Origin of the sequence: Ruania zhangjianzhongii (assembly GCF_008000995.1) — a bacterium.
Lineage (GTDB): Bacteria > Actinomycetota > Actinomycetes > Actinomycetales > Beutenbergiaceae > Ruania > Ruania zhangjianzhongii.
This window is the reverse complement of record NZ_CP042828.1, coordinates 3575709-3600549: the sequence shown is the minus strand read 5'-3', so window position 1 is coordinate 3600549 and position 24841 is coordinate 3575709. Positions and strand designations below refer to the sequence as shown.

20 protein-coding genes are annotated in these 24841 nt (G+C 68.3%); 14 read left to right on the top strand and 6 right to left on the bottom strand.

Translation table 11 applies throughout. The features are described 5' to 3' along the window. Positions 1-44 precede the first annotated feature (44 nt). Entirely contained in the window at positions 45-2144 is a 2100-nt protein-coding gene (locus FU260_RS16670; RefSeq protein ID WP_147918075.1) for a VanW family protein, read from the top strand. A 17-nt stretch (positions 2145-2161) separates the two neighbouring features. Here FU260_RS16670 and FU260_RS16665 read toward each other — a convergent pair whose 3' ends face one another. After that, the gene (locus tag FU260_RS16665; protein ID WP_147918074.1) at positions 2162-2377 is read right to left on the bottom strand and encodes a putative acetyltransferase; all 216 of its coding nucleotides are present in this window, start codon (positions 2375-2377) and stop codon (positions 2162-2164) included. Between the two features lie 163 nt (positions 2378-2540). Here FU260_RS16665 and fdxA point away from each other — a divergent pair, with 163 nt between their 5' ends. The 5 genes from fdxA to FU260_RS16645 all read left to right on the top strand — a co-directional run bounded on the left by fdxA (position 2541) and on the right by FU260_RS16645 (position 7013). Next, positions 2541-2861, top strand: a complete 321-nt coding sequence (gene fdxA, locus FU260_RS23650) for a ferredoxin (protein ID WP_168211819.1) — start codon at positions 2541-2543, stop codon at positions 2859-2861. A 1-nt stretch (position 2862) separates the two neighbouring features. Beyond that, positions 2863-4005 (top strand): succinyldiaminopimelate transaminase, encoded by a 1143-nt coding sequence (dapC, locus tag FU260_RS16660; protein WP_168211818.1) that lies wholly within the window; start codon positions 2863-2865, stop codon positions 4003-4005. 134 nt (positions 4006-4139) lie between these two features. After that, the gene (locus tag FU260_RS16655) at positions 4140-5435 is read left to right on the top strand and encodes a citrate synthase (RefSeq protein ID WP_147918072.1); all 1296 of its coding nucleotides are present in this window, start codon (positions 4140-4142) and stop codon (positions 5433-5435) included. Between the two features lie 164 nt (positions 5436-5599). Then, complete coding sequence (locus FU260_RS16650) at positions 5600-6370, top strand: hypothetical protein (protein WP_147918071.1); 771 nt, start codon at positions 5600-5602, stop codon at positions 6368-6370. Positions 6371-6506: 136 nt separating this feature from the next. After that, positions 6507-7013 carry a hypothetical protein gene (locus tag FU260_RS16645; RefSeq protein ID WP_147918070.1) on the top strand — a complete coding sequence of 169 codons (507 nt, stop codon included), beginning with the start codon at positions 6507-6509 and terminating at the stop codon, positions 7011-7013. An 89-nt stretch (positions 7014-7102) separates the two neighbouring features. On the opposite strand, the gene FU260_RS16640 is transcribed toward FU260_RS16645, so the two are convergent. Beyond that, positions 7103-7993, bottom strand: coding sequence for a hypothetical protein (locus FU260_RS16640; RefSeq protein WP_147918069.1), 891 nt, complete (start codon positions 7991-7993; stop codon positions 7103-7105). Then, positions 7983-8939, bottom strand: coding sequence for a 2,3,4,5-tetrahydropyridine-2,6-dicarboxylate N-succinyltransferase (gene dapD, locus FU260_RS16635; protein ID WP_147918068.1), 957 nt, complete (start codon positions 8937-8939; stop codon positions 7983-7985). Before dapD ends, FU260_RS16640 begins: the two co-directional genes overlap by 11 nt. Before the next feature lie 116 nt (positions 8940-9055). On the opposite strand from dapD, the gene FU260_RS16630 reads away from it, so the two are divergent. Together FU260_RS16630 and FU260_RS16625 are read left to right on the top strand one after the other, a co-directional pair. Continuing rightward, positions 9056-9739, top strand: a complete 684-nt coding sequence (locus FU260_RS16630) for a PepSY domain-containing protein (RefSeq protein ID WP_147918067.1) — start codon at positions 9056-9058, stop codon at positions 9737-9739. Between the two features lie 149 nt (positions 9740-9888). Next, positions 9889-12222: a M14 family zinc carboxypeptidase gene (locus FU260_RS16625; RefSeq protein ID WP_147918066.1), complete on the top strand. Its 2334-nt coding sequence runs from the start codon at positions 9889-9891 to the stop codon at positions 12220-12222. 65 nt (positions 12223-12287) lie between these two features. Here the strand turns inward: FU260_RS16625 and FU260_RS16620 are convergent, their stop codons facing one another. Together FU260_RS16620 and FU260_RS16615 are read right to left on the bottom strand one after the other, a co-directional pair. Then, entirely contained in the window at positions 12288-13166 is an 879-nt protein-coding gene (locus tag FU260_RS16620; RefSeq protein WP_235912299.1) for an NUDIX domain-containing protein, read from the bottom strand. A 97-nt stretch (positions 13167-13263) separates the two neighbouring features. Continuing rightward, the gene (locus tag FU260_RS16615; RefSeq protein ID WP_235912317.1) at positions 13264-14271 is read right to left on the bottom strand and encodes a LacI family DNA-binding transcriptional regulator; all 1008 of its coding nucleotides are present in this window, start codon (positions 14269-14271) and stop codon (positions 13264-13266) included. A 310-nt stretch (positions 14272-14581) separates the two neighbouring features. Here FU260_RS16615 and FU260_RS16610 point away from each other — a divergent pair, with 310 nt between their 5' ends. The 6 genes from FU260_RS16610 to FU260_RS16585 all read left to right on the top strand — a co-directional run bounded on the left by FU260_RS16610 (position 14582) and on the right by FU260_RS16585 (position 22725). Next, the gene (locus FU260_RS16610) at positions 14582-17149 is read left to right on the top strand and encodes an alpha-L-rhamnosidase (protein WP_147918064.1); all 2568 of its coding nucleotides are present in this window, start codon (positions 14582-14584) and stop codon (positions 17147-17149) included. 108 nt (positions 17150-17257) lie between these two features. Then, positions 17258-18778, top strand: a complete 1521-nt coding sequence (locus tag FU260_RS16605; protein ID WP_147918063.1) for a sulfatase family protein — start codon at positions 17258-17260, stop codon at positions 18776-18778. A 106-nt stretch (positions 18779-18884) separates the two neighbouring features. Further along, entirely contained in the window at positions 18885-19796 is a 912-nt protein-coding gene (locus FU260_RS16600) for a carbohydrate ABC transporter permease (RefSeq protein ID WP_147918062.1), read from the top strand. Then, on the top strand, positions 19796-20743 hold the full coding sequence (locus FU260_RS16595) for a carbohydrate ABC transporter permease (protein ID WP_147918061.1): 948 nt from the start codon (positions 19796-19798) through the stop codon (positions 20741-20743). The genes FU260_RS16600 and FU260_RS16595 overlap by 1 nt, the downstream gene beginning before the upstream one ends. 321 nt (positions 20744-21064) lie before the next feature. After that, positions 21065-21352: a hypothetical protein gene (locus tag FU260_RS16590; RefSeq protein WP_147918060.1), complete on the top strand. Its 288-nt coding sequence runs from the start codon at positions 21065-21067 to the stop codon at positions 21350-21352. A 65-nt stretch (positions 21353-21417) separates the two neighbouring features. Then, complete coding sequence (locus tag FU260_RS16585) at positions 21418-22725, top strand: ABC transporter substrate-binding protein (protein WP_147918059.1); 1308 nt, start codon at positions 21418-21420, stop codon at positions 22723-22725. A 107-nt stretch (positions 22726-22832) separates the two neighbouring features. Here FU260_RS16585 and FU260_RS16580 read toward each other — a convergent pair whose 3' ends face one another. Then, positions 22833-24674: an acetyl/propionyl/methylcrotonyl-CoA carboxylase subunit alpha gene (locus FU260_RS16580; RefSeq protein ID WP_147918058.1), complete on the bottom strand. Its 1842-nt coding sequence runs from the start codon at positions 24672-24674 to the stop codon at positions 22833-22835. Between the last annotated feature and the right edge of the window lie 167 nt (positions 24675-24841).

Genomic DNA, 24841 nt, shown 5'->3' with positions numbered 1-24841 from the left:
GGTAGAATCCGGCGGGGGCCACGTCGTCGAGAAGTGGCCGACACGTGGAGGGCGAACGGGTGCGAGGTGAGCAGGAGCCAGGCTCTGAGGAGCCGGGCGGCAACCAGCCGGACGAGGATGTCACGGCGACGAGTAGGTGGGGACTGACCCCTGAAGCTGGCGACGACGCCGACGACGCTCAGACGCCGGAGACCACCGAGCTGGCCGCCGGCAGCAGCGAGGCCAGCGGTGACGAGTCCGCAGCCGAGGAGAGCGCGCCGAGCGAGCTCCCCGCCGAGGAGAGCACGCCGGGCGAACCACCCGATGCCGAACCCGACGCCGACGCCACCCAGGTCCTGTCCGCCACTGCCCCTGACGATGCCGACCAGCCCATAGACGAGGAACCCGTGACACCGAAGAAGCGACGCCGCGGGGCGAAGGCTGTGATCTGGAGTGCCGCCATCCTGGTGGTGCTCGCCGGTGCCTACGTGGCCGGTTCCTGGTTCCTCGGCGACCGCGTACCCGGAGAGACCAGCGTGGCCGGGGTGGACCTGTCCGGGCTGCCGGTCGACGAAGCGGAGCAGGTGCTCGCCGACGGACTGGCGGACCAGACCACTGAGCCGATCGAGGTCACCTTCGGCGATTCCACCACCGAGCTTGACCCGGAGCAGGCCGGGCTCACCCTGGACACCGAAGCCACCGTCGCCGCGTTCACCGGCTTCACCCTCGACCCGAAGGTGGTGTTCGGTCATCTCTTCGGCCTCGGCGAGCAGCCCGCGGTGACCACAGTGGACGAGGAGAAGCTGAACTCCACGCTGGAGACGCTCGGTGAAGAGCTTGCGGTCGCACCGGTGGAGGGTGTGATCGAGTTCGCCGACGGCGAGCCGCAGGTCACCGAGCCCGAGGAGGGGACCGAGCTGGACGTCCCGGCCGCTGCCGAGGAGCTCACCGAGAACTGGCTCACCGGCGACCGTCCGTTCGCGCTGCCCACCACCGCCGTGCCGCCGCAGGTCGGCCAGGAGCAGATTGACGCGGCGATGACCGATCAGGTCGAGGTGATGATGAGCGGCCCGGTAACCGTGGCGGTCAACGACACCGAGGCCGAGCTCAGCCCGGCCGAGATGGTCTCCGCCGCCTCGATGCAGGTCGACGGCGATCAGCTCACCTTGGCGCTGGACGGTGAGCGGCTGGCCGAGCTGGTCACCGAGAAGGTGCCGTCCGTGGGGGAGACCCCCGAGGATGCGCGGATCGTGCTGCGCAATGGCGAACCGCGCATCATCCCTGCCGTCACCGGCACCGGTCTGGACCCGGACGAGCTCGGCCCGGCTGTGCGAGACAGTGCCGTGGATGCCCAGAACCGCACCGCCACGGTGGAGCTGGCTCAGACCGACCCGGACTTCTCCACCGAGGACGCCGAGGAGCTCGGTGTCACCGAGCTGATCGGCAGCTACGAGACCCCCTACCCGTACAACCCAGAGCGCACGCAGAACCTGGAGGCCGGCACCGCACACATCAACGGCACCCTGGTCAAGCCGGGGGAGGAGTTCTCCCTCCTGGCTGCGCTGAGCCCGATCAGTACCTCGAACGGGTATGTCTCTTCCGGGGTGGTGGAGAACGGGTTCGAGTCGAACGCCGTGGGCGGGGGCCTGTCCCAGGTGTCCACCACCACGTTCAATGCTGCCTTCGAGTCCGGTCTGACCGACGTCACCCACCAGCCGCACTCCCGCTGGTTCTCCCGGTACCCGGAAGGGCGTGAGGCGACGCTCTGGGATCCGTCGATCGACATGGTGTTCGAGAACAACACCGGCTACGGAGTGCTCATCCAGGCCTACGTGTCCGACTCCAACGTCGTGGTCCGGATGTGGGGAACGGACGTGTTCGATGTGTCCATCAGCACCGGTGACCGGTACAACTTCACCTCGCCGCGCACCGTCTACAACACCTCGCCGAGCTGTACCCCGGAAGGCGGCGGCCAGAGCGGGTTCAGCGTCCAGGTCACCCGCACCGTGCGCAAGGGCAACGAAGTCGTCGAGCAGCGCACCTACACCCACGCCTACAGCGCGTGGAACCGGGTGATCTGCGGCGCACCGCCGAGTGACGACGACGATGAGGACGACAGCGACGACAGCGACGACAGCGGCAACGACGAAAGCAACGACAACTAGCTGACCCGCCGCCTGCGCTACCGGTGGCGGGGCGGTGGTGGTGGCGGTACATGTTTGCCCAGCACGATGTCCGCGGCCGGTACCGCAACCAGGCCGCGCCGGGTGCTGACCTCCACCCCGCTGGCATCGATGCGGGTGAGCTCGCCGAGCGCGTCCGAGTAGCCGCCGCTCACCCGGTAGCGCACCACCACGCGCTCACCGACCTGCCACTCGCGCCAGAACTGCGCGGCCATCGATCCACCTCCACTCCTGCTTGCCCGCCCTGCTCGCGGGTCGGGGTGCTGCCCCACATCGGCGGATGCTCGTCCGGTGGCCCCGAAAGGTCCGCTATGGGCGATACTAGAAGGCAGGACATGGGTGCACCGCCCACCCCGCTGGTGCGATGAAGGGACTGCAGTGACATACGTGATCGCGCAGCCATGCGTGGATGTCAAGGACAAGGCTTGTATCGACGAGTGCCCCGTCGACTGCATCTACGAGGGCCAACGGTCGTTGTACATCCACCCGGACGAGTGCGTGGACTGTGGCGCCTGCGAGCCGGTCTGCCCGGTGGAGGCCATCTACTACGAGGACGACACCCCCGAGCAGTGGGCCGAGTACTACGAGGCGAACGTCAACTTCTTCGACGACATCGGTTCACCCGGTGGCGCGGCCAAGCTCGGCCTCATTCCCAAGGACCACCCGATCATCGCCAAGTTGCCGCCCCAGGCCGGCTGACGTGGGCTTCGTCCCCCTCGACGAAGACTATCCGTGGGACCAGCTCGCTCCCTACACCGAGCGCGCCCGCACCCACCCCGGCGGTGTGGTGGACCTGTCCATCGGCACTCCCGTGGATCCCACCCCGGCCGTGGTGCAGGAGGCCCTGCGCGCCGCCGCCGACGCGCACGGCTATCCGAAGGCCCATGGCAGCCCGGCGCTGCGGGAAGCGGTCTGCGACTGGTATACCCGCCGTCGCGGAGTCTCGGGTCTGCAGCCGCAGGCGGTGCTGCCGACAGTGGGCAGCAAGGAGCTGGTCGCCACGCTGCCGTCCCTGCTCGGCCTCGGGCCCGGGGACGTGGTGGTCCTCCCGGAGGTCGCCTACCCCACCTATGCCGTCGGCGCTCGCCTGGCCGGGGCACAGGTGCGTGCTGCCGACGACGTCGCAGCCTGGGCCGGCGATCCGGCCGTCCGGTTGGTCTGGGTCAACTCCCCGTCGAATCCCACGGGTGCGGTGCGTTCGGCTGCACACCTGCGAGAGGTGGTCGCCGCTGCCCGGCGCCTGGGCGCTGTGGTCGCCTCCGACGAGTGCTACGCCGAGCTGGCCTGGGCGCAGCCGTGGGCAGGCGACGGCGTCCCGTGCCTGCTCGCGGACGAGGTCACCGGCGGTGATCACACCGGGCTGCTCAGCCTGTACTCGTTGTCCAAGCAGTCCAACCTGGCCGGCTACCGGGCCGCGTTCGTGGCCGGCGACGGCGATCTGATCTCCCGGCTGCTCCTGCTGCGCCGCCACCTCGGGATGATCGTTCCCGCGCCGGTGCAAGCGGCGATGATCGCAGCCCTGGAAGATGAGGCTCACGTTCACAACCAACGTGAGATCTACCACAGCCGCCGCCAGCGGCTGGTACCAGCACTGACCAGGGCGGGGTACGCCGTCGACCATTCTGAAGCGGGTCTGTACCTGTGGACCCGGCCGGCCGATGCGGCGCAGACCTGCTGGCAGATGGTGGCTGACTTCGCCGAACTGGGGATTCTGGTAGGCCCTGGCGCGTTCTACGGCGACTCCGCCGGCGATCACGTGCGGCTCGCGCTGACCGCGACGGACGAGCGGATCGAGGAAGCAGCCACCCGCCTGGAGGGTCGTCATGTCAGCCGTGCGTCATAGCGCACTGCTGACATGACGACCCTGCTGATTTCCCGATTGGCGCGACGGGCGGGTACGTTGAGTGAAGAAGTGATGAAGGCTGCCGTGATCCGGTAGCCCCGTGGGAACCCTCTTTAACGCAAGGAAGGGACGATATGTCCGACGCCACGCTCCCCCCGGCTACGTTCACGGTGGACGATCATCAGCTCGAGTTCGCTCGGGTCCCTGCGGTCGAGGGGAATGCCGGCGTCGACATCTCCAAGCTGCTCAAAGAGACCGGCCTGGTGACCCTGGACTCCGGCTTCGTGAACACTGCCAGCTGCGAGTCCGAGATCACCTACATCGACGGTGCGGCCGGGATCCTGCGCTACCGCGGTTACCCCATCGAGCAGCTGGCGGAGAAGTCCTCCTTCCTTGAGGTGGCCTATCTGCTGATCAAGGGCGAGCTACCCACGGCCGAGCAGCTCTCCGCGTTCACTGAGCGGATCGAGCGGCACACCCACCTGCATGACAACTTCAAGGCCCTGATCGGCGCCTTCCCCGACTCCGCGCACCCGATGGCCGTGCTCACCTCGGCCGTGTCCGCGCTGCCGGGCTACTACCCGGAGAGCGTGGACCCGTTCGACGCCGATGCGGTGGAGCTGGCCACGGTGCTGCTGCTGGCCAAGCTGCCGACGATCACCGCTTACGCCTTCCGCCAGTCCCGCGGTCAGGAGATGATCGGCCCGGACCAGTCGCTCGGCTACCTGCCGGACTTCCTCCGGATGAGCTTCGCCAACGGCGGCGATCAGGACGTGGACCCGGAGCTGGTCAGCGCCCTGAACCTGCTGCTCATCCTCCATGCCGACCACGAGCAGAACTGCTCCGCCTCCACGGTGCGGATCGTGGGTTCCTCGCACGCGAACATCTACGCTTCCGTGGCCGCCGGTATCGGTGCCCTCTCCGGACCGCTGCACGGTGGGGCGAACGAGGCCGTGCTGGCGATGCTGAACGAGATTCACTCCAGCGACGATGACGTGGACACGTTCATGAACCGGGTGAAGAACAAGGAGAAGGGCGTACGCCTGATGGGCTTCGGCCACCGGGTGTACAAGAACTATGACCCGCGCGCCGCGATCGTGAAGAAGGTCGCCGACACGGTGCTGCAGAAGCTCGGCAAGCGCGACGAGCTGCTCGACATCGCCATGCGCCTGGAGGAGATCGCTCTCTCCGACGACTACTTCATCGAGCGCAAGCTCTACCCGAACGTGGACTTCTACACCGGTCTGATCTACAAGGCGATGGGCTTCCCGACGAACATGTTCACCCCGCTGTTCGCCGTCGGCCGTGCACCGGGCTGGATCGCCCAGTGGCGGGAGATGATGAACGACCCGGCCACCAAGATCGGCCGCCCGCGGCAGGTCTACACCGGCTACACGGAACGCGACTACACCGACGTCGCCGCTCGCTGACGGCGACCGGCGGCGTGTGCGCCGCCTGCCCGCGGGGAGCGACTCGTGCGGTCCGCCAGGTGGGCCGCGCACGGTCCGCGAGTGGGCGCTTGTGACGGGTGTGGACCGCAATCACCCTGCACGACCGACCACTCGGTGCGGGGTGGCTGCGTTAGCGTGGACGGATGGGGAACGAAGGGGCGACGGCGCAGCATCCGGGGGCGGTACCTCCGGTCACGGTCCAGGGCGGGCGGCCCACCCTCGTCCTCGTGATCGTCCGCGTCGCCTTGGTGCTGGCCTGGCTGGTGATAGCCGGTAACGCCGCGACCGGGGCGCGGGAGGCCTCCCTCGGCGACCTGCAGCGCGATCTGGTCGAGGGCAGGGTGACTGCCATCGAGGTGGTGCGCGCCGGCCCGGACGCCGAGGGCCAGGGCCGGTTTCCGGTGCGCTGGGATGCGGGCCTGTTCGACTCTTTCACCCTGTACGAGTACGACCCGTCCGCCGGGGTGGATGAGGCAGCACCGTTGCTGGCGCAGGCCCGCACCGCCGGCGTTCCGGTCCGGGTGGTCCCGGTCGACCAGTACCGGAACGAGGCGACGGTCACGCCCGAGGGGTGGGTGGTCGCAGCGCTCGGGCCGTGGGTCATGCCGGTCGGGCTGCTGGTCATCGTCGCCAGCATGATCATGCTGATCACCAGTCCGCGGCCGTGGTTCGCGACCAAGTGGGCCTGGTTCTGGCTGGTCTGGGCGATACCGCCCCTCTGGGTGGCGTTCCTCGCCCTCGAGCCGCGTCCCCTGCGGCTGAGTGCGCAGTTGGCGGCCGCCCGCCTGCGGCCGAGGCCGCTGCTCGGTGCCGGGGACCGGCGGCTGACCGGGGGCTGGGCCCTCGTGATCGCGTGGGTCGCCTCCGCGATACTCGCCGCGACGGGTCTCCCGGTGCTCTCCGGCTGGCACTGACCACACCCCGGGACGCTGGCCCGGTGCCTGGTCGCTGTGCTGCCCTGCGATCGGCCTGGTGTGCTGGCTGCGGACCGAACACCCACCACCACTGGCCGGTCGCGGGCGGTACCGGGTGCTCGGCTAAGGTCAGCGGATGAGTGATTCGATGCCACCCGCCTCCTCCGGGGCATACCCGCCCGCCGGTCAGCAGCCGCCGCCACCTGGTTCCTCCGGCGCGTACCCGGGTCCGCCGTCCCAATCAGCATCGTCCGAGCCAGCACCGCCGGGAGGCGGCAAGCCGCTGCTCTTCGGTGGGATCGGGGTCGTGGTCGGGCTGCTCGTCGGGGTGCTGGCCGGTAGCACGCTGCTGGGCGGCGGTGGAGCCGCCGGCGGCGGGGCCGCTGATGATGCCGCGACCGCCTGCGCCTACGTCGAGGCCAGCGTCGACCAGGTGAGCGAGGAAGCGATGGCCCTGGACCAACCGCTGATCTGGCAGCTGCAAGCGGCCGGAGCGCTCGCGAAGGCTGCGGCGACCGGTGACGAGGACTACGAGGCGTTCGGCGAGCAGGGCATAGAGTTGTTCCAGGCGATGAGCACGTTCGACGCGGAGCTGGCACAGACCACCCTGGCTGCCATGGAGCAGAGCTGCGACGAGTTCTGAGCAGGGCGATCGGCTGACGGGCTATCGTCTGCTCGCCTCGCTGGGGCACCGGCTAGGTTCCCTGTCTTGGCCGGTGACGTCGGCCCGGATCAGTTCACCCCGACCAGGCCGGCGTCGTCACCGTAGCCGGGTTCGCCCTCGGCGAGCGGGCGCCAGGCGGCGTCCGCACCGTCGGCCCGGTCCCACACCTGCCCGTCGACGGTGACCGAGGATGCGCCGGTGTGCTCGGCGGTCAGCAGCGCCCAGGCGGCTACCGCCCAGCCCATCCGCTCCACCTGAGCACCTCCACCCAGGGCGACGGCGTCGATCACCTGGCGATCGCCGTCGTCGGCAACCTCCAGACTGGGCAGGTCCAGGGCGAGACGGGAACGGAGCTGTTCCCCGAGGCCCGCGGTCGCCTCCGGCTCGGCCGGGGGCAGCCGGCAGGTCAGCGTGCCGGGGGAGTGGCCGGTCATCGCCGAGGCGAAGTGCCGGGACAGCGTCTCGTGCTGGGCGTAGGCGTTCGGAAACGCGGACCGCTGCACCGCCTGGGCCGCGTCGGTGATCTCCATCTCCTGGTACCCCTCGATGGTGACCAGCACGTCGTAGAACGCGTTCGTGGCGTAGTAGGGGTCCATGACTTCCTCCGGACTGCCCCAGTCCTGGGAAGGGCGCTGCTGAAAGATGCCGAGGGAGTCTCGGTCGCCGTAGTCGATGTTCCGGATCCGGGACTCCTGCATCGCAGTGGCGATAGCGATGGTCAGCGCCCGCGCGGGCAGCGCGCGCTCGAGTGCGACCGCCCCGATCAGTGCGGCGGTGTCGGCCTGCTCCAGGTCCAGCGCCGCAGCGTCCCCTTCGGTACCGGCCACGCAGCGCGCGGTGAACCTGGTGTCGGTGCCGGTCAGCCGGTTCACCGCCAACACCCCACCGACCACCAGGAGCAGAGCAACCAGCGCCGTGACCAGGATCTTGGCCGGCCGGCCGCGCCGACTACTGGACATGCAGGTCCGCGTTCAGCTCGGCGCCGCCACCTTCCCGCACGATTGCCTCGACCGCCCCGGTCACCGAGTTGCGCCGGAACAGCAGCTGGGAGCGCCCGGAGAGGTCACGGGCGCTGACCACCTGCTCACCGCCGTCGGTCAGCATGGAGACCTTGGTACCGGCGGTCACGTACAGACCTGCCTCCACCACGCAGTCGTCGCCGAGGGAGATCCCCACCCCCGCGTTCGCACCGAGCAGGCAGCGTTGCCCGATGGCCACCCGGTGGCTTCCGCCGCCGGAGAGCGTGCCCATGATCGAGGCACCGCCGCCGATATCAGAACCATCCCCGACCACCACACCCTGAGAGATCCGGCCCTCCACCATGGAGGCGCCGAGAGTGCCGGCGTTGTAGTTGACGAAACCCTCGTGCATCACCGTGGTGCCCTCGGACAGGTACGCCCCCAGTCGCACCCGGTCGGCGTTCGCGATGCGTACCCCGCTGGGCAACACGTAGTTCGTCATTCGCGGGAACTTGTCCACACCGAACACGTGCACGGGCGCTCCCTTGGCGGCCACCCGCAGCGCGAGCCTGGTCTGCTCGAAGCCACCGACGGCGCACGGCCCCGCCGAGGTCCAGACCACGTTCGGCAGCACACGGAACAGGCCATCCAGGTTGATCGTGTTCGGCTGCACCAGCCGGTGGGAGAGCAGGTGCAGGCGCAGGTACGCATCGGCGGTATCGGCCGGTGGGGCGTCCAGGTCGACCTGGAGATGGCGCACCACCTGACGAGTCCGACGAGCCCGGTCGGTGGCCGCGAGTGCGGCCAGGTCCGCTGGCACCCCATACGGGCCCGACGCCTCCGGTGGCGCATCGCCCAGGGCGGGCCGCGGGAACCAGACGTCGAGGGTCTGGTCGTCCTCGGTGACGGTCGCCAGGCCGATGCCCCAGGCAGCACGTGCGCTCATGTCGCCTAGCGTACGTGCTGACCCGCCGGACCGGGATGCGGTCCGCGCAGAGCCGAAGTGGTGCCCGGCCGCCGCAGTGCCTACGCTGTGCCCAGGACAGCAGAGGGAGGACGAGGATGCGGAGCACGCGAAGTGCGGGACTGGCGCTGGTCGGCGCTCTCGCGCTCGCCGGCTGTGGTGGCAGCGGCGACGGCGAGGAGACGACCAGCCCGGGCGACCCGATCGTGGTGGGCGACGAGGAGTCGAGTACCGCGTCCGAGGACCCCTCCGCCGATCAGAGCACGGGAAGCGGGAGCGAGCCGAGCGAGACGGCGACCGATTCGTCTCAGGGCTCCGGCGACGCGGCCCGCACCCCGGCCGATGCCAACCTCCGCGAGGTGAGCGTGGGTGTGGCTGTGGCCGAAGCGCTGCAGATCTCCGCTGATGAAGTAGGCGCTGACACCGTGGTCTACTCGATCGACCTGGACTACTCCGAGCACTACAGCGCCTGGGTGTGGACCATCGACACCATCACCGGCGGCACCGATCATGAGGTCGAGATCGACGCCGACACCGGGGACGTGCTCGATCATGAGCAGGAGTCCAGCGACGACCAGGTCGAAGCCGTCGACCCGGCCGACCCGATGACCCCGGAGCAGGCGATCGACCTGGCCGTGGCGGAGGTCGACGGTCCGGTGCGGAGCTGGCAGTTGGAGTTCGACGACGGCGAACGCACCTATCAGGTGGAGATCACCGCCGACGGCGATGAGGTGGAGGTCACGGTGGATGTGGCCAGCGGTGCGGTGAGCGTGGACGACTGAGCGGTGGTAGGCGAGTTCCTCGCCATTGACTCTGCATAGAATCCATGGAATCTTTCTAGGATCAATCATGACCATCGCATGAACAATTCTGGGAACGTCCAGGCATAGGGCTGCACAGGCGTGGCACCTTGGGCGGGGGAGATCTCAAGATGCTGACGGCAGAGCGACGCGGCGCTGCGTCCCGACCGCAGGTTGCCGCCATGGCGCTTGCCGGTGTGATTGCGCTGATCGCTGGTCTGCTAGCGAGTGGGCCGGCGGCTCAGGCTGACCAGCGGCACCAGGTGGAGATCGAGTCTCCGACCTCGGTAGCGCCGGTCACGGCAGCGGCCGGGGAGTCCATCGAGGTGGCGTTCTCCACGGACGGACCCTGGCGCTACTCGATCGATGCGCGCGCCGCCGGCGGCGCCGGCGACTGGCAGCTGCTCGACGGCGACGCGGCCGAGGGACGCGCCGAGCGGGGGGAGAACACGGTCGACGCCGTGGTGCCAGTCGAGCTCGAGCCTGGCCACTACGACCTCCGGCTGCGGATCTTCCTCCCCAACCAGCGACCGGATCCGCGTGAGTTGGGATCGACGACCGTCGGGACCGCACTCCAGGTGGTTCCCGAACAGCTCCCCGAGACCGGCTTCGAAAGCCGGGGAGACGACGGCACCACCACGAACGATGAAGAGCTCGCCTTCCTCGACGCGGTGGCAGCGGCGTCCCCGCGAGTGGCGGTCTCGGCTGTCGGCGAGTCTTCGCAGGGTCGGCCGTTGAACCTGGTGCGCCTCGGCCACCCGGCGCCGCCGGCGGACGAGAGGATGGCCGAGCGCTCGAACGTGCTGGTGATCGGGGGTCAGCACGGTAACGAGCCAGCCGGGCGAGAGATGGCGCTGCAGCTGTTGCGCGACCTCGCCTTCACCGATGACCCGGAGCTGATCGAGCAGCTCTCCGAGACGGCGATCCTGGTGCTGCCGAACGCGAACCCGGACGGCGTCGCAGCCAACACCCGCCGGAACGGGCAAGGTTTGGACATCAATCGCGACCACCTCAACCTGCGCACTCCGGAGGCGCAGACGATCGCCCAAGTGTTGCAGGAGTTCACTCCTGACCTGACGCTGGACGCCCATGAAGGGTCCCCGCGGCACCAGCCGGAAGAGACCCCGTGGCTGCGGATCGCCTGGCAACGCAATCTGAACGTCGATGATCAGCTGTACGACCTGAACGTGGACCTGGTGGAGGACTACGTCTTCCCCGGCGTGCAGGCTGCGGGTTTCCCGGACACCGACCACTACGGGTCTCCCGATGACGGCGAGGAGTCATCGCAGTTCCTCAGCCAGTCGCTGGGGCTGCGGCATGGGCTGGGCCTGCTCATCGAGTCCTTCGGCGGCACGCTGGCCACGCGCGTGGACCTGCAGCTGGCCACTGCGCACGAATCGCTGCGGTTCCAGCGCGAGCGGGCCGACGCCGTCGCCCAGGTCGTGGCCGAGGCGCCGGGCCGGGCGGCCGCACGAGGAGAGAACCAGAGTGAACCGTTCTTCATGCGCGGCGCCGACTGGGACACCCAGCCACCACCCGCGGACATGGTGCTCGACCCACCACCGTGCGGCTACCTGCTGAACACCTACCAGGCCGAGCAGATCGAACAGCACACCCAGGCGTTCGGGATCGCCACCGAGCGGGTGAGCGAGGAGTCGGTCTTCCTCACCATGGCGCAGCCGATGATGACGTTGATCCCCGATCTGGTCGATGAACGGGGTCGGAGCAACGAGGTGGAAGGCCTCGCGCTGGCGGACTGTTCCGATCCCGGTGCTGTGGATCCACCGCCTCCGCCACCACCCGGGTCACCCGACGAGCAGTACGCGACGGACTTCTCCACTGACGTCGTCGGAGCGGCTCCCGCCGACTGGAGCTCGTGGTGGAACGACAGCGCGTTCGCGGTGCTGGACGACCCGAGCCGACTGCACCACGACGTCCAGGACCGTGAGCCCGGCGACGGGCGGCAGGCCCTGGTGCTCGACGCCGTCGGGGAGGATGGCGTGGTCCGCGGCGATGTGGAGGTCGCGGCGATGGTTCGCGGCGAAGGTGACACCACGCTGTTCCAGCTCGGTCTGAATGTCTCCGGTACCGGGCCGGGGGAGGCGAACGCCTTCTACGTCGACGCCCGAGTGAACGGCTCGTCCGCCAACCATCTGCGGATCAACCAGCACCAGGACGGTTCGTTCGGGACGCTGGCCAGCGCACCGCTACCGTTCTCGGTGGACGAGGACACCTGGTACCACGTGGTGCTCCAACGCGACGGTGACGAGCTTCGGGCGAAGCTGTGGCCTGCCGGCACCGACGAACCTGAGCACTGGTCTGTGCTGGCGCAGAGCCGCTCGTTCGACGAGGGCCGGATCGGCGTCATGCACTTCACCGCCGGAGCGCAGGTCGAGTACGCATTCGTCGGGGTGGGGGTCGGTGCGGAATCGGCCCCTCGTCCGCCGGATGATCTGCTCGAGTAGCACCGACCTGCGGGGCAGGACGGTGCGCGATAGGGGCGGTCCACGGCGGAGGGGCCGGGGGCGGGCTACCTGGCGGCGGACCGGCCCAGCAGGTCCAGCAGCGCACGGGGCCTGATGCGGCGAGCGCCGAGTGCCTCGATGCGCTGGCCGAGCTCGCGATCGGCGGTGACGACGCAGACCGCCTGCGTGCCCGCTCCCGCGATACGCTCGGCGACCTCGGCGACGATCTGAGTATCGCCGTCGCGCTCGGCCGCCACAACCTGCACCTGGCCGCCCTCGATCGCCGGGACGCGCCGGGCCTGCCCCTCGGTGACCAGCACGATCTGCGGCCACCACCGCTGCCCCGGGAGGTCGAGCAGGTCCGCGGCCACTCCGTGCCCGGCCCAGGTCTCCAGCTGTGCGAGCAGACGGGTGGTGGCGCCGGCCCGGTCGCGCCACCACCCGTCCGGGCGCGAGCCCACCACGTTCGCGGCATCGACGATCAGGGTGGCGGTGGTGGCGGCCATCGCCGCGAGCTCCGGCCAGGCGTCGGCGAACGCGGGAAGCAACGGCAGCTCAGGAACCGCGCCGAGGTCCACCCACTCGATCTGGGCGCTCTCGGAGTCGGTGACCTGCGGGTCCACCGGCCCGGCCACTCGCGCCAGGGCAGTGGTGTAGCTCCAGTCCGGGTGAGCCAGCACGCGGGTGGCCAGCAACTGCACGTGGGCCGCCGCGATCCCGGCTTCCTCCTCGGCCTCGCGCAGCGCGCCGGCGGTCGCGTCCTCGCCCCGGTGGCGGGCACCGCCGGGTATGCCCCAGGAGTCGCCGAAGTGGGTCCAGCTGGCGCGGTGCTGCAGCACCACCTGCTGCGCGGGCACCCGGTCCACCAGGAGCAGGCCAGCAGCGCCGTATGCACCCCAGTGCCGCATCCCGCACCGGCACTCGACCCACTCTTCACCCGTCACTACTTCACCGTAGCTGTCACCCGACGGCGGAGCTCACCGCGGGTAGGTCTGCGCGCCGTGCGCAGAGGTACTTTCGCGCTCGCTCCCCGCCCGCGGGTCAGGGGTGGCGGGGCGGCGCGGTGGAGCGCCGGACCTTGAGCTCAGTGGGCATCTGCAGCCGTACCGGCTCGGTGCGTCCGTCGATGCGTTCCAGCACGAGCCGGATCGCCTCCTGCCCGATGGCATAGCCCTGTTGGTCCACGCTGGTCAGGGAGATCATCGGGTGGCTGGCGATCGGGATGTCGTCAAACCCGGCAACCGACACGTCCTGGGCGTCCAGACCTGCGTGGGCGATAGCGCGCAGCGCGCCGATGGCGAGGGTGTCGTGCCCGGCGAAGATCGCGCTCGGACGGGCTTCGCTCGCCAGGAGATCGGCGACGGCGACCCGCGCGTCCTCCTCCATGTTGCCTGCGGTTCGGACCAGCTGGGGAGGGAGGCCGAGTGCGTGCATGCGCTCGGAGTAGACGCGCCGCCGGACCGCGAGCGGATCGCGGCCGGGGGACATCTCCGAGCTCCCGGGCGGTTGATACTGCATCCCGGTGGAGTCCAGGAAGGCGATCCGCCGGTGCCCGAGGTCGATGAGGTGGGACATCACCGCGTCGGTACCGCTCGCATCGTCACCGGCGATGGTGTCGTAGCGGGCTGAGATGTCGTGGTGGCCGATCATCACGATCGGAATGCGCGCGGCCAGCTGGTCGAGCCAGTCGGTGCTCACCACCGGCGCGATCGCGACGATGCCGTCCACCTGCCGGTCAGCCAGGCTCTGGATGGCCAGGTCACCCTCCTCGGGGTTGCGGATCGGCGCGATCACCAGCTGGTACTTCGTGCCGGCCAGCACGTCGGTCGCGCTCTCCGCGATCACCGAGTGGAAGTCGTTGGCGATCTGCGGGATCTCCAACCCCAGGGTGAACGTGGAGCCGCGCATCGCCCGCGCGGCGATACGCGGACGGTAGTCCAGCTGCGCGATTGCCGACTCGACCCGATCTCGCATCTGTGGTGAGACACCATAGGCGTTCCGAATGACCTTCGAGACGGCGGCACGAGAGACTCCCGCTGCCGCGGCCACGTCCTGGATGGTGGCCGCCTTGCCGCTCAACGCCTCGGCCGATCGTGGTTCTCAGACGCTGCTGAACCCGCCTCAGGCCGCTCCTGGTGCCGGCCGGCAGGTGAATGCTCAGTCATCACGACTCCGCTTCGTAGATCGGTTGACACGACCCTAAGGCAACACTATCGTGTCCGAAACATGAAAGGATTCAGTCTACAAACGTAGATCGGTTGACACGGCTCAGAGTGCCGGACCGCAGAGTGAATCCGCCGCACCGACAGTCGCCGGTACGGCCCTGCACGGGTCACGGCAGCGAACGAGAGCAGGAACGATGGTGTCCACCCAGGTCAGCGATGTCCGAGTCGAGCGGCGTCGCGACCGTGCCGTTGCCGACACACCGGCACCCAGGCTGTCCTGGACGATCTCCACCACAATCTCGGGCTGGAACCAGACCGCTGCCGAGGTCCGCTTGGACGAAGAGCAGGTCGTTCGCCTGGAGGGCGACCAGTCGGTTTTCGTCGACTGGCCATTTCCGCCCCTGGCACCACACTCGCGGCATGTTCTCGAGGTCCGCGTGTTCGGCCCCGATGGCGACGTCTCCAGCTGGAGCAGCCCCGTGGAGATGCAGAGCGGGTTTCTGGCAGACGGCGCGTGGCAGGCGCAGTTCATCGAACTCGGCAACCACACCAGGCAGGCCCAGCCGGGTCTGCTGCGGACCGAGGTCCAGATCGCGAAGGAAGTCCGGGCGGCTACGCTCTACGCGACGGCTCACGGTCTCTACCAGGTGAGCATCAACGGCAGTGACGTCGACGACTCCGTCCTCAAGCCGGGCTGGACCAGCTACCAGTACCGGCTCGAGCATGAAGCCACCGACGTCACAGCGATGCTCACCACCGGCGGCAACGCCCTGGGCATCCGCCTTGCCGGCGGATGGTTCACCGAGGAGTACGGGTTCCACGGTCAGGCCCGCCGTGTCTACGGCGATCAGCCGGCGGCCGCCGCGCAGATCCACATCGCCTACACGGACGGGACTGAGGACCTCATCACCACCGGTGCGCACTGGCGGGGTGCTGCGCTCGGAAAGGTGGAGCGCAGCGGTATCTACCAGGGTGAGCGCATCGATGCCCGTCGTGCCCTCCCCGGATGGGATGAGCCAGGTTTCGAGGACAGCGACTGGTCGGCCGTCGCCGTCCGTGAGGTGGCGACCGTCCCGGAGGCCGCCGTGGCTGAGCCGGTACGCCGGACCCAGGAGCTGCCGGTGCGCGAGGTCATCACTACTCCGGCCGGGCGCACGGTCCTGGACTTCGGCCAGAACCTCGTCGGTTGGCTGCGACTGCGGGTTCGTGGACCTCGCGGCCAGGAGATCGTCGTCCGTCACGCTGAGGTGCTCGAGCACGGCGAACTCGGGGTTCGTCCGCTGCGCCATGCGCGGGCCACCGACGAGTTCGTGCTGTCCGGAGGCGAAGACCTGTTCGAACCAGAGTTCACCTTTCACGGCTTTCGCTACGCGGAGATCGACGGCTGGCCAGGTGAGTGTGACCCTGCGGCGGTCACCGCGGTCGTGGTCGGCAGCGATATGCGCCGCACCGGGTGGTTCGAGTGTTCCGAGCCGATGGTCAATCGCCTGCACGAGAATGTCGTGTGGGGCATGCGCGGCAACTTCTTGTCGATCCCGACCGACTGTCCGCAACGGGATGAGCGGATGGGCTGGACGGGGGACATCCAGGTGTTCAGCCCGACCGCGGCCACCCTTTTCGATGCGGACGCCTTCCTTGCCGCGTGGCTGAAGGACGTCGCGGCTGAGCAAGCAGCGGCCGGGGGTGTCTGTGGGTTCGTGGTGCCCCAGGTGCTACCGGACGGAGACCAGCCGGCAGCAGCCTGGGGTGACGCAGCCACGGTGGTGCCCACCGTCCTCTTTGAGCGCTTCGCCGATCGGCGTGCGCTGGCTGATCAGTATCCGAGCATGCGCGCCTGGGTCGACGTGCTGCTGGAGCTCGCCGGTGAAGAGAAACTCTGGGAAGGCATGTTCCAGTACGGCGACTGGCTGGACCCGGACGCCCCGGCGGACCGGCCCGGAGCGGCAAAGGTCGACAGCGACATCGTGGCCAGCGCCCACCTGGTCCGGTCGACGCGGCTAGTGGCTCGAGCAGCCGCTGAGCTGGGTCACGATCAGGACGCAGACCGGTACGGCGCGCTCGCTGAGGAAGCGCGAGGCGCCTGGGTGCGTGCGTACACGACGTCCGAGGGGAGGATCGTCTCCGACGCACAGACTGCCTATGCGATGGCGATCGCCTACGAACTGGTCGACGCTGAGCTGCGCACGGTGATGGGCCACCGGCTCGCGCAGCTCGTCCGTGAGTCCGGATATCGCATGGGGACCGGCTTCGTCGGGACGCCCATCATCGCCGACGCGCTGACGACCACCGGACATCCTGAAGTGGCCGGCGCTCTGCTCCTGCAGACCGACGTCCCGTCCTGGCTGTACGCGGTCACGATGGGTGCCACGACGATCTGGGAGCGCTGGGACTCGATGCTGCCGGACGGCACCATCAACCCCGGCGAGATGACCTCCTTCAACCACTATGCCTTCGGGGCTGTCGCCGACTGGCTCTATCGCCGACTGGCCGGTCTGGGCCCGGACACGCCCGGCTACCAGCGGTTGCGGATCGCGCCGGTCCCGATCAGCGGGTTGTCCTCTGCCAACGCACGGCACGAGACGCCTTACGGACCGGCTGAGGCCGGGTGGCAGGCCTCCGACGGCCAGATCCGCATCCATGCCGTCCTGCCACCGAACACCACAGCAGTGGTCGAGCTCCCTGGTGAGGACATCATCCAGGTTGGCTCAGGCAGGCACGAGTGGTCGATTCCGGACAGGCGGGCGCAGGAGGCGCCGCAGTAGCTTCCCGCTGGTGCCGTGGGCCGCAGCAGGAGAAGCGAGCCGCGGCGGGCATGGCACCCGTTGACCGGTGGACACCGACAATCACGTTGCAGGAAAGAGGAGTACGCGATGGACAGCCCAGCAAATGTGTTGTTCGTGATGACAGACCAGCAGCGTTTCGACACCATCGCCTCCCTGGGCAATGACCGCATCCGCACGCCGAACATCGATCGTCTGGTTCGACGGGGGGTGACCTTCGACAATGCGTACTCGACCTGCCCGGTGTGTATGCCCGCCCGCTACACCATCCGGTCGGGATGCGAACCCACCCGCACGGGCGTCTTCGCCAATACAGCGGACCCGGGTACACACGAGAAGGTCGCCAAGCGGTGCGGTCCGTATCTCGCCGATCGCATGCAGAGCTTCGGTTACCGGACTTTCGGAGTAGGCAAGTTCCATACGTTGCCCTGGGATGCCGACGAAGGGTTCGAGACCCAGATGCACAGCGAAGAGCTCTATGAGTCCGCCGATCAGCGCCAGCGTGACGCCTACGCCTCATGGCTCGCTGAGGAGCACCCGGAGTACGCGTGGATCGAGGCCCTGATGGGCGAACGTACGGAAATGTACTATGCGCCGCAGATGAGCCCCCTGCCCCCGTCGCTGACGGTTGAAGCGTGGGCAGCCGACCAGGCAGCAGAGCTGATCTGCCAGTCCGACGATCGGCCCTACTTCGGGTTCGTGTCATTTATCGGACCCCATCCGCCACTGGCGCCACCGCTACCGTTCAACCGCATGTACGACCCGGACCGCATGCCCGTCCCGGTCAAGGGCGCCCTCGAGAATGATCATCTGGACCAGCAGATCCCGTGGATGAACCACGCGGTGTTTGCTGAGGATGTACCCGACTCGCTCGCTCGGACACTGACCGCCCGGTACTACGGCGAGATCTCCTACATCGACCACTGCATCGGGAGAATACTCGATGCTGTCGAGTCCCGCGCAGACGCCGACAACACGCTGATCTGTTTCTACGCCGACCACGGCGATCACATGGGCGATCATCACGCCTGGCAGAAGGAGAGCTTCTTCGAAGCCTCCACCCGCGTCCCGTTCCTGCTGAGCTGGCCAGAGCGCCTTCCCCACGAACAGGTACGCGAGGATCTGGTCTGCCTCACCGACCTCTTTGGTGTCGCGACTTCCGCGGCCGGCCGGTCCGAGCTCCGGCAGGGGGTAGACATCCTCGGCTGCCTCGAGACCGGGCGACCGGCCCGAGAGGTGCTCTTCGGATTCCACGGAGAGCCGGGCACGCGCGGATTCAAGGCGATGGTGCGCCAAGGCGATCACAAGCTGATCTGGATGGCGAACGGGGACAGCCAGCTGCTCTTCGACCTCAAGGCCGATCCGGACGAGTGCCACCCGCTAGGGGTGGAGCACTCCGCGACAGCCGCTCGCCTGTACGACCTCTTGGTAGAACAGCTCAGAGCCGAGGACCTCACGGACGCGTTTGACGGCAACTCACTCCGCACCGTGCCGTACCAGATCTGGCCCAGGGAGCGGATCTACCAGTTCGATCGGTCCCGGGGCGTCACCGGTTTTCCTGACGATCCCTCGGAGGTTCTCCAGACCGTGACCGAGGCGGGCTGGGCATGATGACCGCCGCCGTTGGCGTTCCGCACCGGCGCAGGTGTCCACATCCGGCGTCGCAGCCCCGCGGCCGAGCACGATCTGTCCCGACACGATTCAGAGGAGAATCGCCGTGAAGAGCAAGGTCGACACGCTACGCACTCGAGGGTGGCGCGCGCGGGAGGACCTGATCGGCTACCTGATGTTGCTCCCAGCCTTCGTGCCGTACCTGCTGTTCGCGATCATTCCCATCGGTTGGCTGGTGTACCACAGCTTCTTTCGCTGGAACGGATACACCGATCCGGTCTTCATCGGAGTCGACAACTTCGCCCGAGTGCTACGGGACGACCAGTGGTGGGGCTCGGTTCTGACGACGCTGATCTACGGCGGGGGCCGGCTGCTCATCGAGATCCCCGTGGGTCTGGGACTCGCCTACATCATGTTCCGCGGGATTCGTGGCGCCCATGCGCTGCGCACCTTCTACTTCCTGCCCCATGTGTTGGCCCCGGCGATCATCGGCATCATCTTCTCCTTCTTCCTTGCCGAAGTCGGCGGCCCGCTCAACCAGTTCCTGATGGGACTGGGGCTGACCGACAACGCGATCAACTTCCTAGGTGATGCGCAGAACGCCTTGCGCAGCATCATCGGCGTCGGGTCGTGGGCGAACGTCGGAATCATCATGCTGCTCTTCTTCGCTGGTCTGACGCAGATCCCCAAGGAGGTGATGGAGAGCGCCGCGCTCGAGGGCGCCGGGGAGTGGAAGCTGTTCCGGCACATCGTGCTTCCGATGCTCGCGCCGATGACCCGCATCGTCATCCTCATCACCATCATCGGCATCCTGCGCAGCTTCGACATCGTCAAGACCCTCACCGACGGCGGCCCCGCCGGCGCCACCGAGGTGATGTTCACGCATCTGTACCGCTTCTTCTTCAATCCCGACACCATCCCCCAGATCGGCTATGCGGCAGCTTTGGGGGTCGTGGCCAGCGTGATCATCGCGATCGTGGCCCTGGTGCACCTGCGGCTGTCACGGGAGGGCAAGTGATGACATCCGGACCGACCTCCCCGATCCCCACGACGAACAGGGACGCCGCGGCGGGCCTGACGCAGGACGCCACGCCGCGCCGAGTGCTCGCCGATAAGAAGAGCTCGCGGCGCCGGAAGCTCACCCGAGCACTGCTGTTCGCGGGCCTCGTGCTGCTCGCCGTGGTGATGATGACGCCGATCGCATTCTCGCTGCTGGCCTCGGTGACCCCCCTGGAGCAGCTGCTCAGCTCCAGCCTGCAGGTGATCCCGGAGACCTGGCAGTGGAGCAACTACGCCGAGGCCTGGACCCGAGGCAACTTTGGCCGGTACTTCGTCAACAGTGTGATCATCACTGCCGGAGTGGTCCTGCTGGACACGGTGGCATCGAGCATGACCGCCTATGTGCTGGCCCGGCGGCGGATGCGTGGTCAACGTGCACTCGAGGGCCTGTACATGACCACGCTGTTCATCGGCCTGACCACCGCGGTGCTCTACCCCCAGTACCGAATCGCGCAGTCCCTCGGCCTCGACAATCTGATGGGCATGACCCTGGTCGAGCTCGCCAGCGTGATGGTCGTGCACATCCTGCTGATGAAGAGCTACCTGCAGGGCCAGGGAGAGGAGATCGAGGATGCCGCCCGGATCGACGGCTGTGGCTTCTTCGGCATCTACCGCCGCATCGTGCTGCCCCTGATGACGCCGATCATCGCCACCACGGTGATCCTCGGCTTCCAGGCGTCTTGGAACAACTACCAGGTGCCCCTGACGTTCTCGCTGTCCGCGCCGGAGCTACGCACCCTGGTGGTCGGCGTCAACGCCCTGCAGTACGACGCCGTCGAAGGTCTGGCGAACTACAACACCGTCCTTGCCGGCGCGAACATCGCCCTGATCCCCATCATCGTGGTGTTCGTCTTCCTCCAGCGCTACTTCGTGCGGGGCTGGACCGAAGGGGCGGTGAAGGGCTGATGCTGGTCATTGCAAGCACCGGCATCTTCCGCGCGGTCGACGTCGTCTGGGCCTACGCACGGCTCGGGCTGCTCTGGTGGCTGGGCTGCCTGCCTGTGCTGACCGCACCGGCAGCCACGATCTGGCTGGTGCACGCCGTGCGCAGACAGACTGTCGGCGACGCGGGCGAGGGCGCGCGCGAGGTGGGCCGGTACATCGTGGCGCGCACGTGGCCCGCGCTGCGGTTGGCGCTGATTCACCTCGCCGTCGGTGTCTACTTCCTGGTGAGCCTGAACAGGTGCGGTACCGGATGGGCCGGCCGGCCAGGCGATCCGCGTTGTCGTGTTCTCCGTCCTCGCCACCTGGTTGCTCACCGCCCCCTGGTCCTTCCTGCTGCTGGAGCGCCGGTCCCGCGGGGCATGGGATGCGATCCGCACCTCGTACCTGTGCGCACTGCGCCGACCCGCGGCAGCCACCCTCACCCTGGCGTCGCTGCTTGCCGGCGCTGCCCTCCTCTGGCTCATGCCAGCACCGGTCGCCCTGCTGGCGGCCCTGGTGGCGCCGCCAGTGATGGCGCAGGTTCCGCTGCGCTGCCTCGCAACTGTCCAAGAGAAGTATCTCGATGAGTAAGAGAAGAGGACTGAGTCAGATGACACCGAAGAGATCGAAGGGCGATCCGTACAGCGAGTGTGGTGGTGGCGGCATCGATGCTGCTGGCCGCCTGCGGTGGTAGCGACGACGGCGGAGGCGATGGCGATACGACCGTCGTCACCGTCTGGGACCGAGCGGGCGCGGAGGCCGATGTCCGCGCGCCGTTCTTCGAGGAATGGAACGAGACGGAGGGTGCCGATCTCGGCATCGAGGTCGAGTACGTCCCCCAGGCGATCGACCGGTACGAGGAACTGATCAATCAGGGCTTCCAGACTGGCCGGGCACCGGACATCTTTCACGGCCCGAGCTCACAGATCGGCGCCTATGTGGCCGCCGGCTGGGTCGCTCCCCTTGACGGCCTGATCGCTGAGGAAACCCTGGCCTCGGCCGAGCAGTTCCTGCCGGACACGAGTGAGCTGGTCTGGGGCGGCCAGCCGTATGCGATCCCGACCACCACGTTCTCGAACCGACTGATGATCAATCGTGCGGTGTTCGAGGAAGCGGGTCTCGATCCAGATGACCCGCCTCAGACGTTCTCCGAGGTGGAGGAGGCATCGCAGCAGATCGCGGAGAACAGCGGTGGCGAGGTGTACGGAACCGCCCTGCCGATTGCGTGGGTGGGCTTCCGGGACTGGTTCGTCGACCTGCACGTGATGGCATCCAACCCGGACCTGACACAGAATGGTCTGTTCAACATCGCCACCGGCGAGTTCGAGTCGCAGCAATACCAAGAGGTGATGGAGCACTACCGGACGCTCCTCGAGGAGGGTTGGGCGTTCCCGGGTGCCTCCACGATGGACATCTCCGGCGCAGTCTCCGCATTCGCCGAGGGTGAAGTCGGCATGCTGATGGGCAGTTCGGGCACGACGTCGGCAGTACACGCGCTGAATGCCGACATCGATCTCGCCGCCGGACCGATCCCGGTCGCCGACGGCACAGAACTGGTGCGTTCCCCGATGAACGCGGGCTTCCCGTACTCGATCTCCTCGACCGCCGAGGACCAGGAGGCCGCGGCCACGGTCCTCGAAGTGATCGCGGGTACCGAGATGCAGTCCGCGCTGGCCGAGGGCGGCGTGCCGCCAGCCAGTCAGGACGCCTGGGAGGTTGCGGTCGAAGCAAACCCGCTCCTCGAGGAGTTCACCATCAACGAGACCGACGAGCAGTGGCCGAAGAAGCCGGGCGGGGTCATTCCCGTCGAGGGTGCAACCGCGACGGAGGCCATCGAGCAAATTCTGCTGGAGCCGTCGACTGACATCGCCACCGAGCTCGACGCACTTCAGCAGCGCTACCAGGAAGCCTGGGACCGCGGGATCGAGCAGGAACTCTTCGACCCGGAAGAGTTCATGCGGTGAGCCGTCGTGGGGCCCGCCCCTGGGTGGGCCTCACGGGGACCGGTCGCTCGCGACGTCGGTCGGCAGGTTCCTGGTCGATGTCCTCGGCCTCCGCGGCGCCGGTCAGGTCAGTCGGCTGCGTCCTCGGCCGCGTCGATCTGGCAGATCACCGTGCCGGCGCTGACCGTCTCGCCGACACCGGCGGACAGTCCGTGGATGCGGCCGGCGCGGTGCGCCACCAGCGGCTGTTCCATCTTCATCGCCTCCAGCACGACTACCAGGTCGCCCTCGGCGATCAGCTCACCGTCGGCCACAGCGACTTTGACGATCGTGCCCTGCATCGGCGAGGCCAGCCCGTTGCCACCGGAAGCGCCGGCCGCCGTGCGGCCACCGTTGCGGCGAGAGGGTTTGCTCTTCGACTTGCTGCGGCCACCGCTGCCCATGCTCAGCCCGGCCGGCAGCACGACCTCCAGGCGCTTACCGCCCACCTCGACCACCACGCGCTCCATGGCCTCCTCGGCCGAAGCGGCGGGTGCCGGAACAGGCGCAGGGGTGGCTGCGCCGTCGGCATAGGAGGCGAGCCGCTCGGCGAACTCGCTCTCGATCCAGGTGGTGTACACGCCGAAGCTGGCGGCCTCGGTGGCCGCGAAGTCTTCATCGCCGAGCACTGCGCGGAAGAACGGCAGCACCGTGGGGATCCCGGTGACTTCGGTCTCGGCCATCGCCCGCCGGGCCCGCTGGATCGCCTCGGTGCGGGTGGCACCGGTGACGATCACCTTGGCGAGCATCGAGTCGAACGCACCGGAGATCACGTCCCCGGCGTTGACCCCGGAGTCGATCCGCACACCGGGGCCTCCCGGCCAGCGCAGCGTGCCGATCGTGCCGGGGGAGGGCAGGAACCCGCGATGAGGGTCCTCGCCGTTCATCCGGAACTCGATCGAGTGCCCGCGAGTGGTCACCTCGGTGTACCCCAGTGGCTCACCGGCGGCGATCCGGAACTGCTCGCGGACCAGGTCGATCCCGGCGACCTCCTCGGTCACGCAGTGCTCCACCTGCAGCCGTGTGTTCACCTCGAGGAAGGAGATGGTGCCGTCGGCGCCGATGAGGAACTCACAGGTACCTGCGCCGCGGTAGCCGGCGGCGGCCAGGATCGCCTGGGAGGCCTCGCGCAGCTGAGTGTCCTGCTCCTGCGTGAGGAACGGTGCCGGGGCCTCTTCCACCAGCTTCTGGTGGCGCCGCTGCAGCGAGCAGTCTCGGGTGGAGACCACCACCACGGTGCCGAAGTCGTCGGCCAGGCACTGCGTCTCCACGTGCCGGGGGCGGTCGAGGAACCGCTCCACGAAGCACTCCCCGCGGCCGAACGCCGCCGTTGCCTCGCGAACAGCGGATTCGTAGAGGTCGTCGATCTCGTCGCTGGTCCGCGCTACTTTCAGCCCGCGACCGCCGCCACCGAACGCTGCCTTGATCGCCACCGGCAGTCCGTGCTCCGCGGCGAAGGCGTGCACCTCCTCCGCTCCGGTGACCGGTTCGGGGGTGCCGGCCACCAGAGGCGCACCGGCACGCTCGGCGATGTGCCGGGCACTGACCTTGTCCCCGAGGGCCTCGATCGCCTCCGGCGGGGGACCCACCCAGGTCAGGCCCGCGGCGATCATGGCACGGGCGAACTCGGCGTTCTCAGCGAGGAACCCGTAGCCGGGGTGCACAGCGTCGGCACCGGCTCGGCGGGCTACATCGAGGATCTTGTTGATGTCCAGGTAGGTCTCCGCGGCACGCGAACCGTGCAGCGCGTAGGCCTCGTCGGCCAGTGCGGCGTGCAGTGCCTCCCGGTCCGGGTCGGCGTACACCGCCACCGATGTCAGACCGGCGTCCCGGCAGGCGCGGACGATCCGGACAGCGATCTCGCCCCGATTGGCGATGAGCACTTTGCGCACCGGACGGACTGCTGGTTGCGGCGCCGCGCTCGTCGACATGCACTCTCCTCGAAGTTCTTTGGGGCCCGTGCACCGTGGGGTGAGCCGGGACGGTGACACACACGGCGTCGGTCCACGCTAATACCGCGATGCCCTTCGGGCCCAACCACCGCACCGGGTGCCGGAGAAGTCTGTACGCCCTGGCAACCCGACCCGGCTCAGTTTGT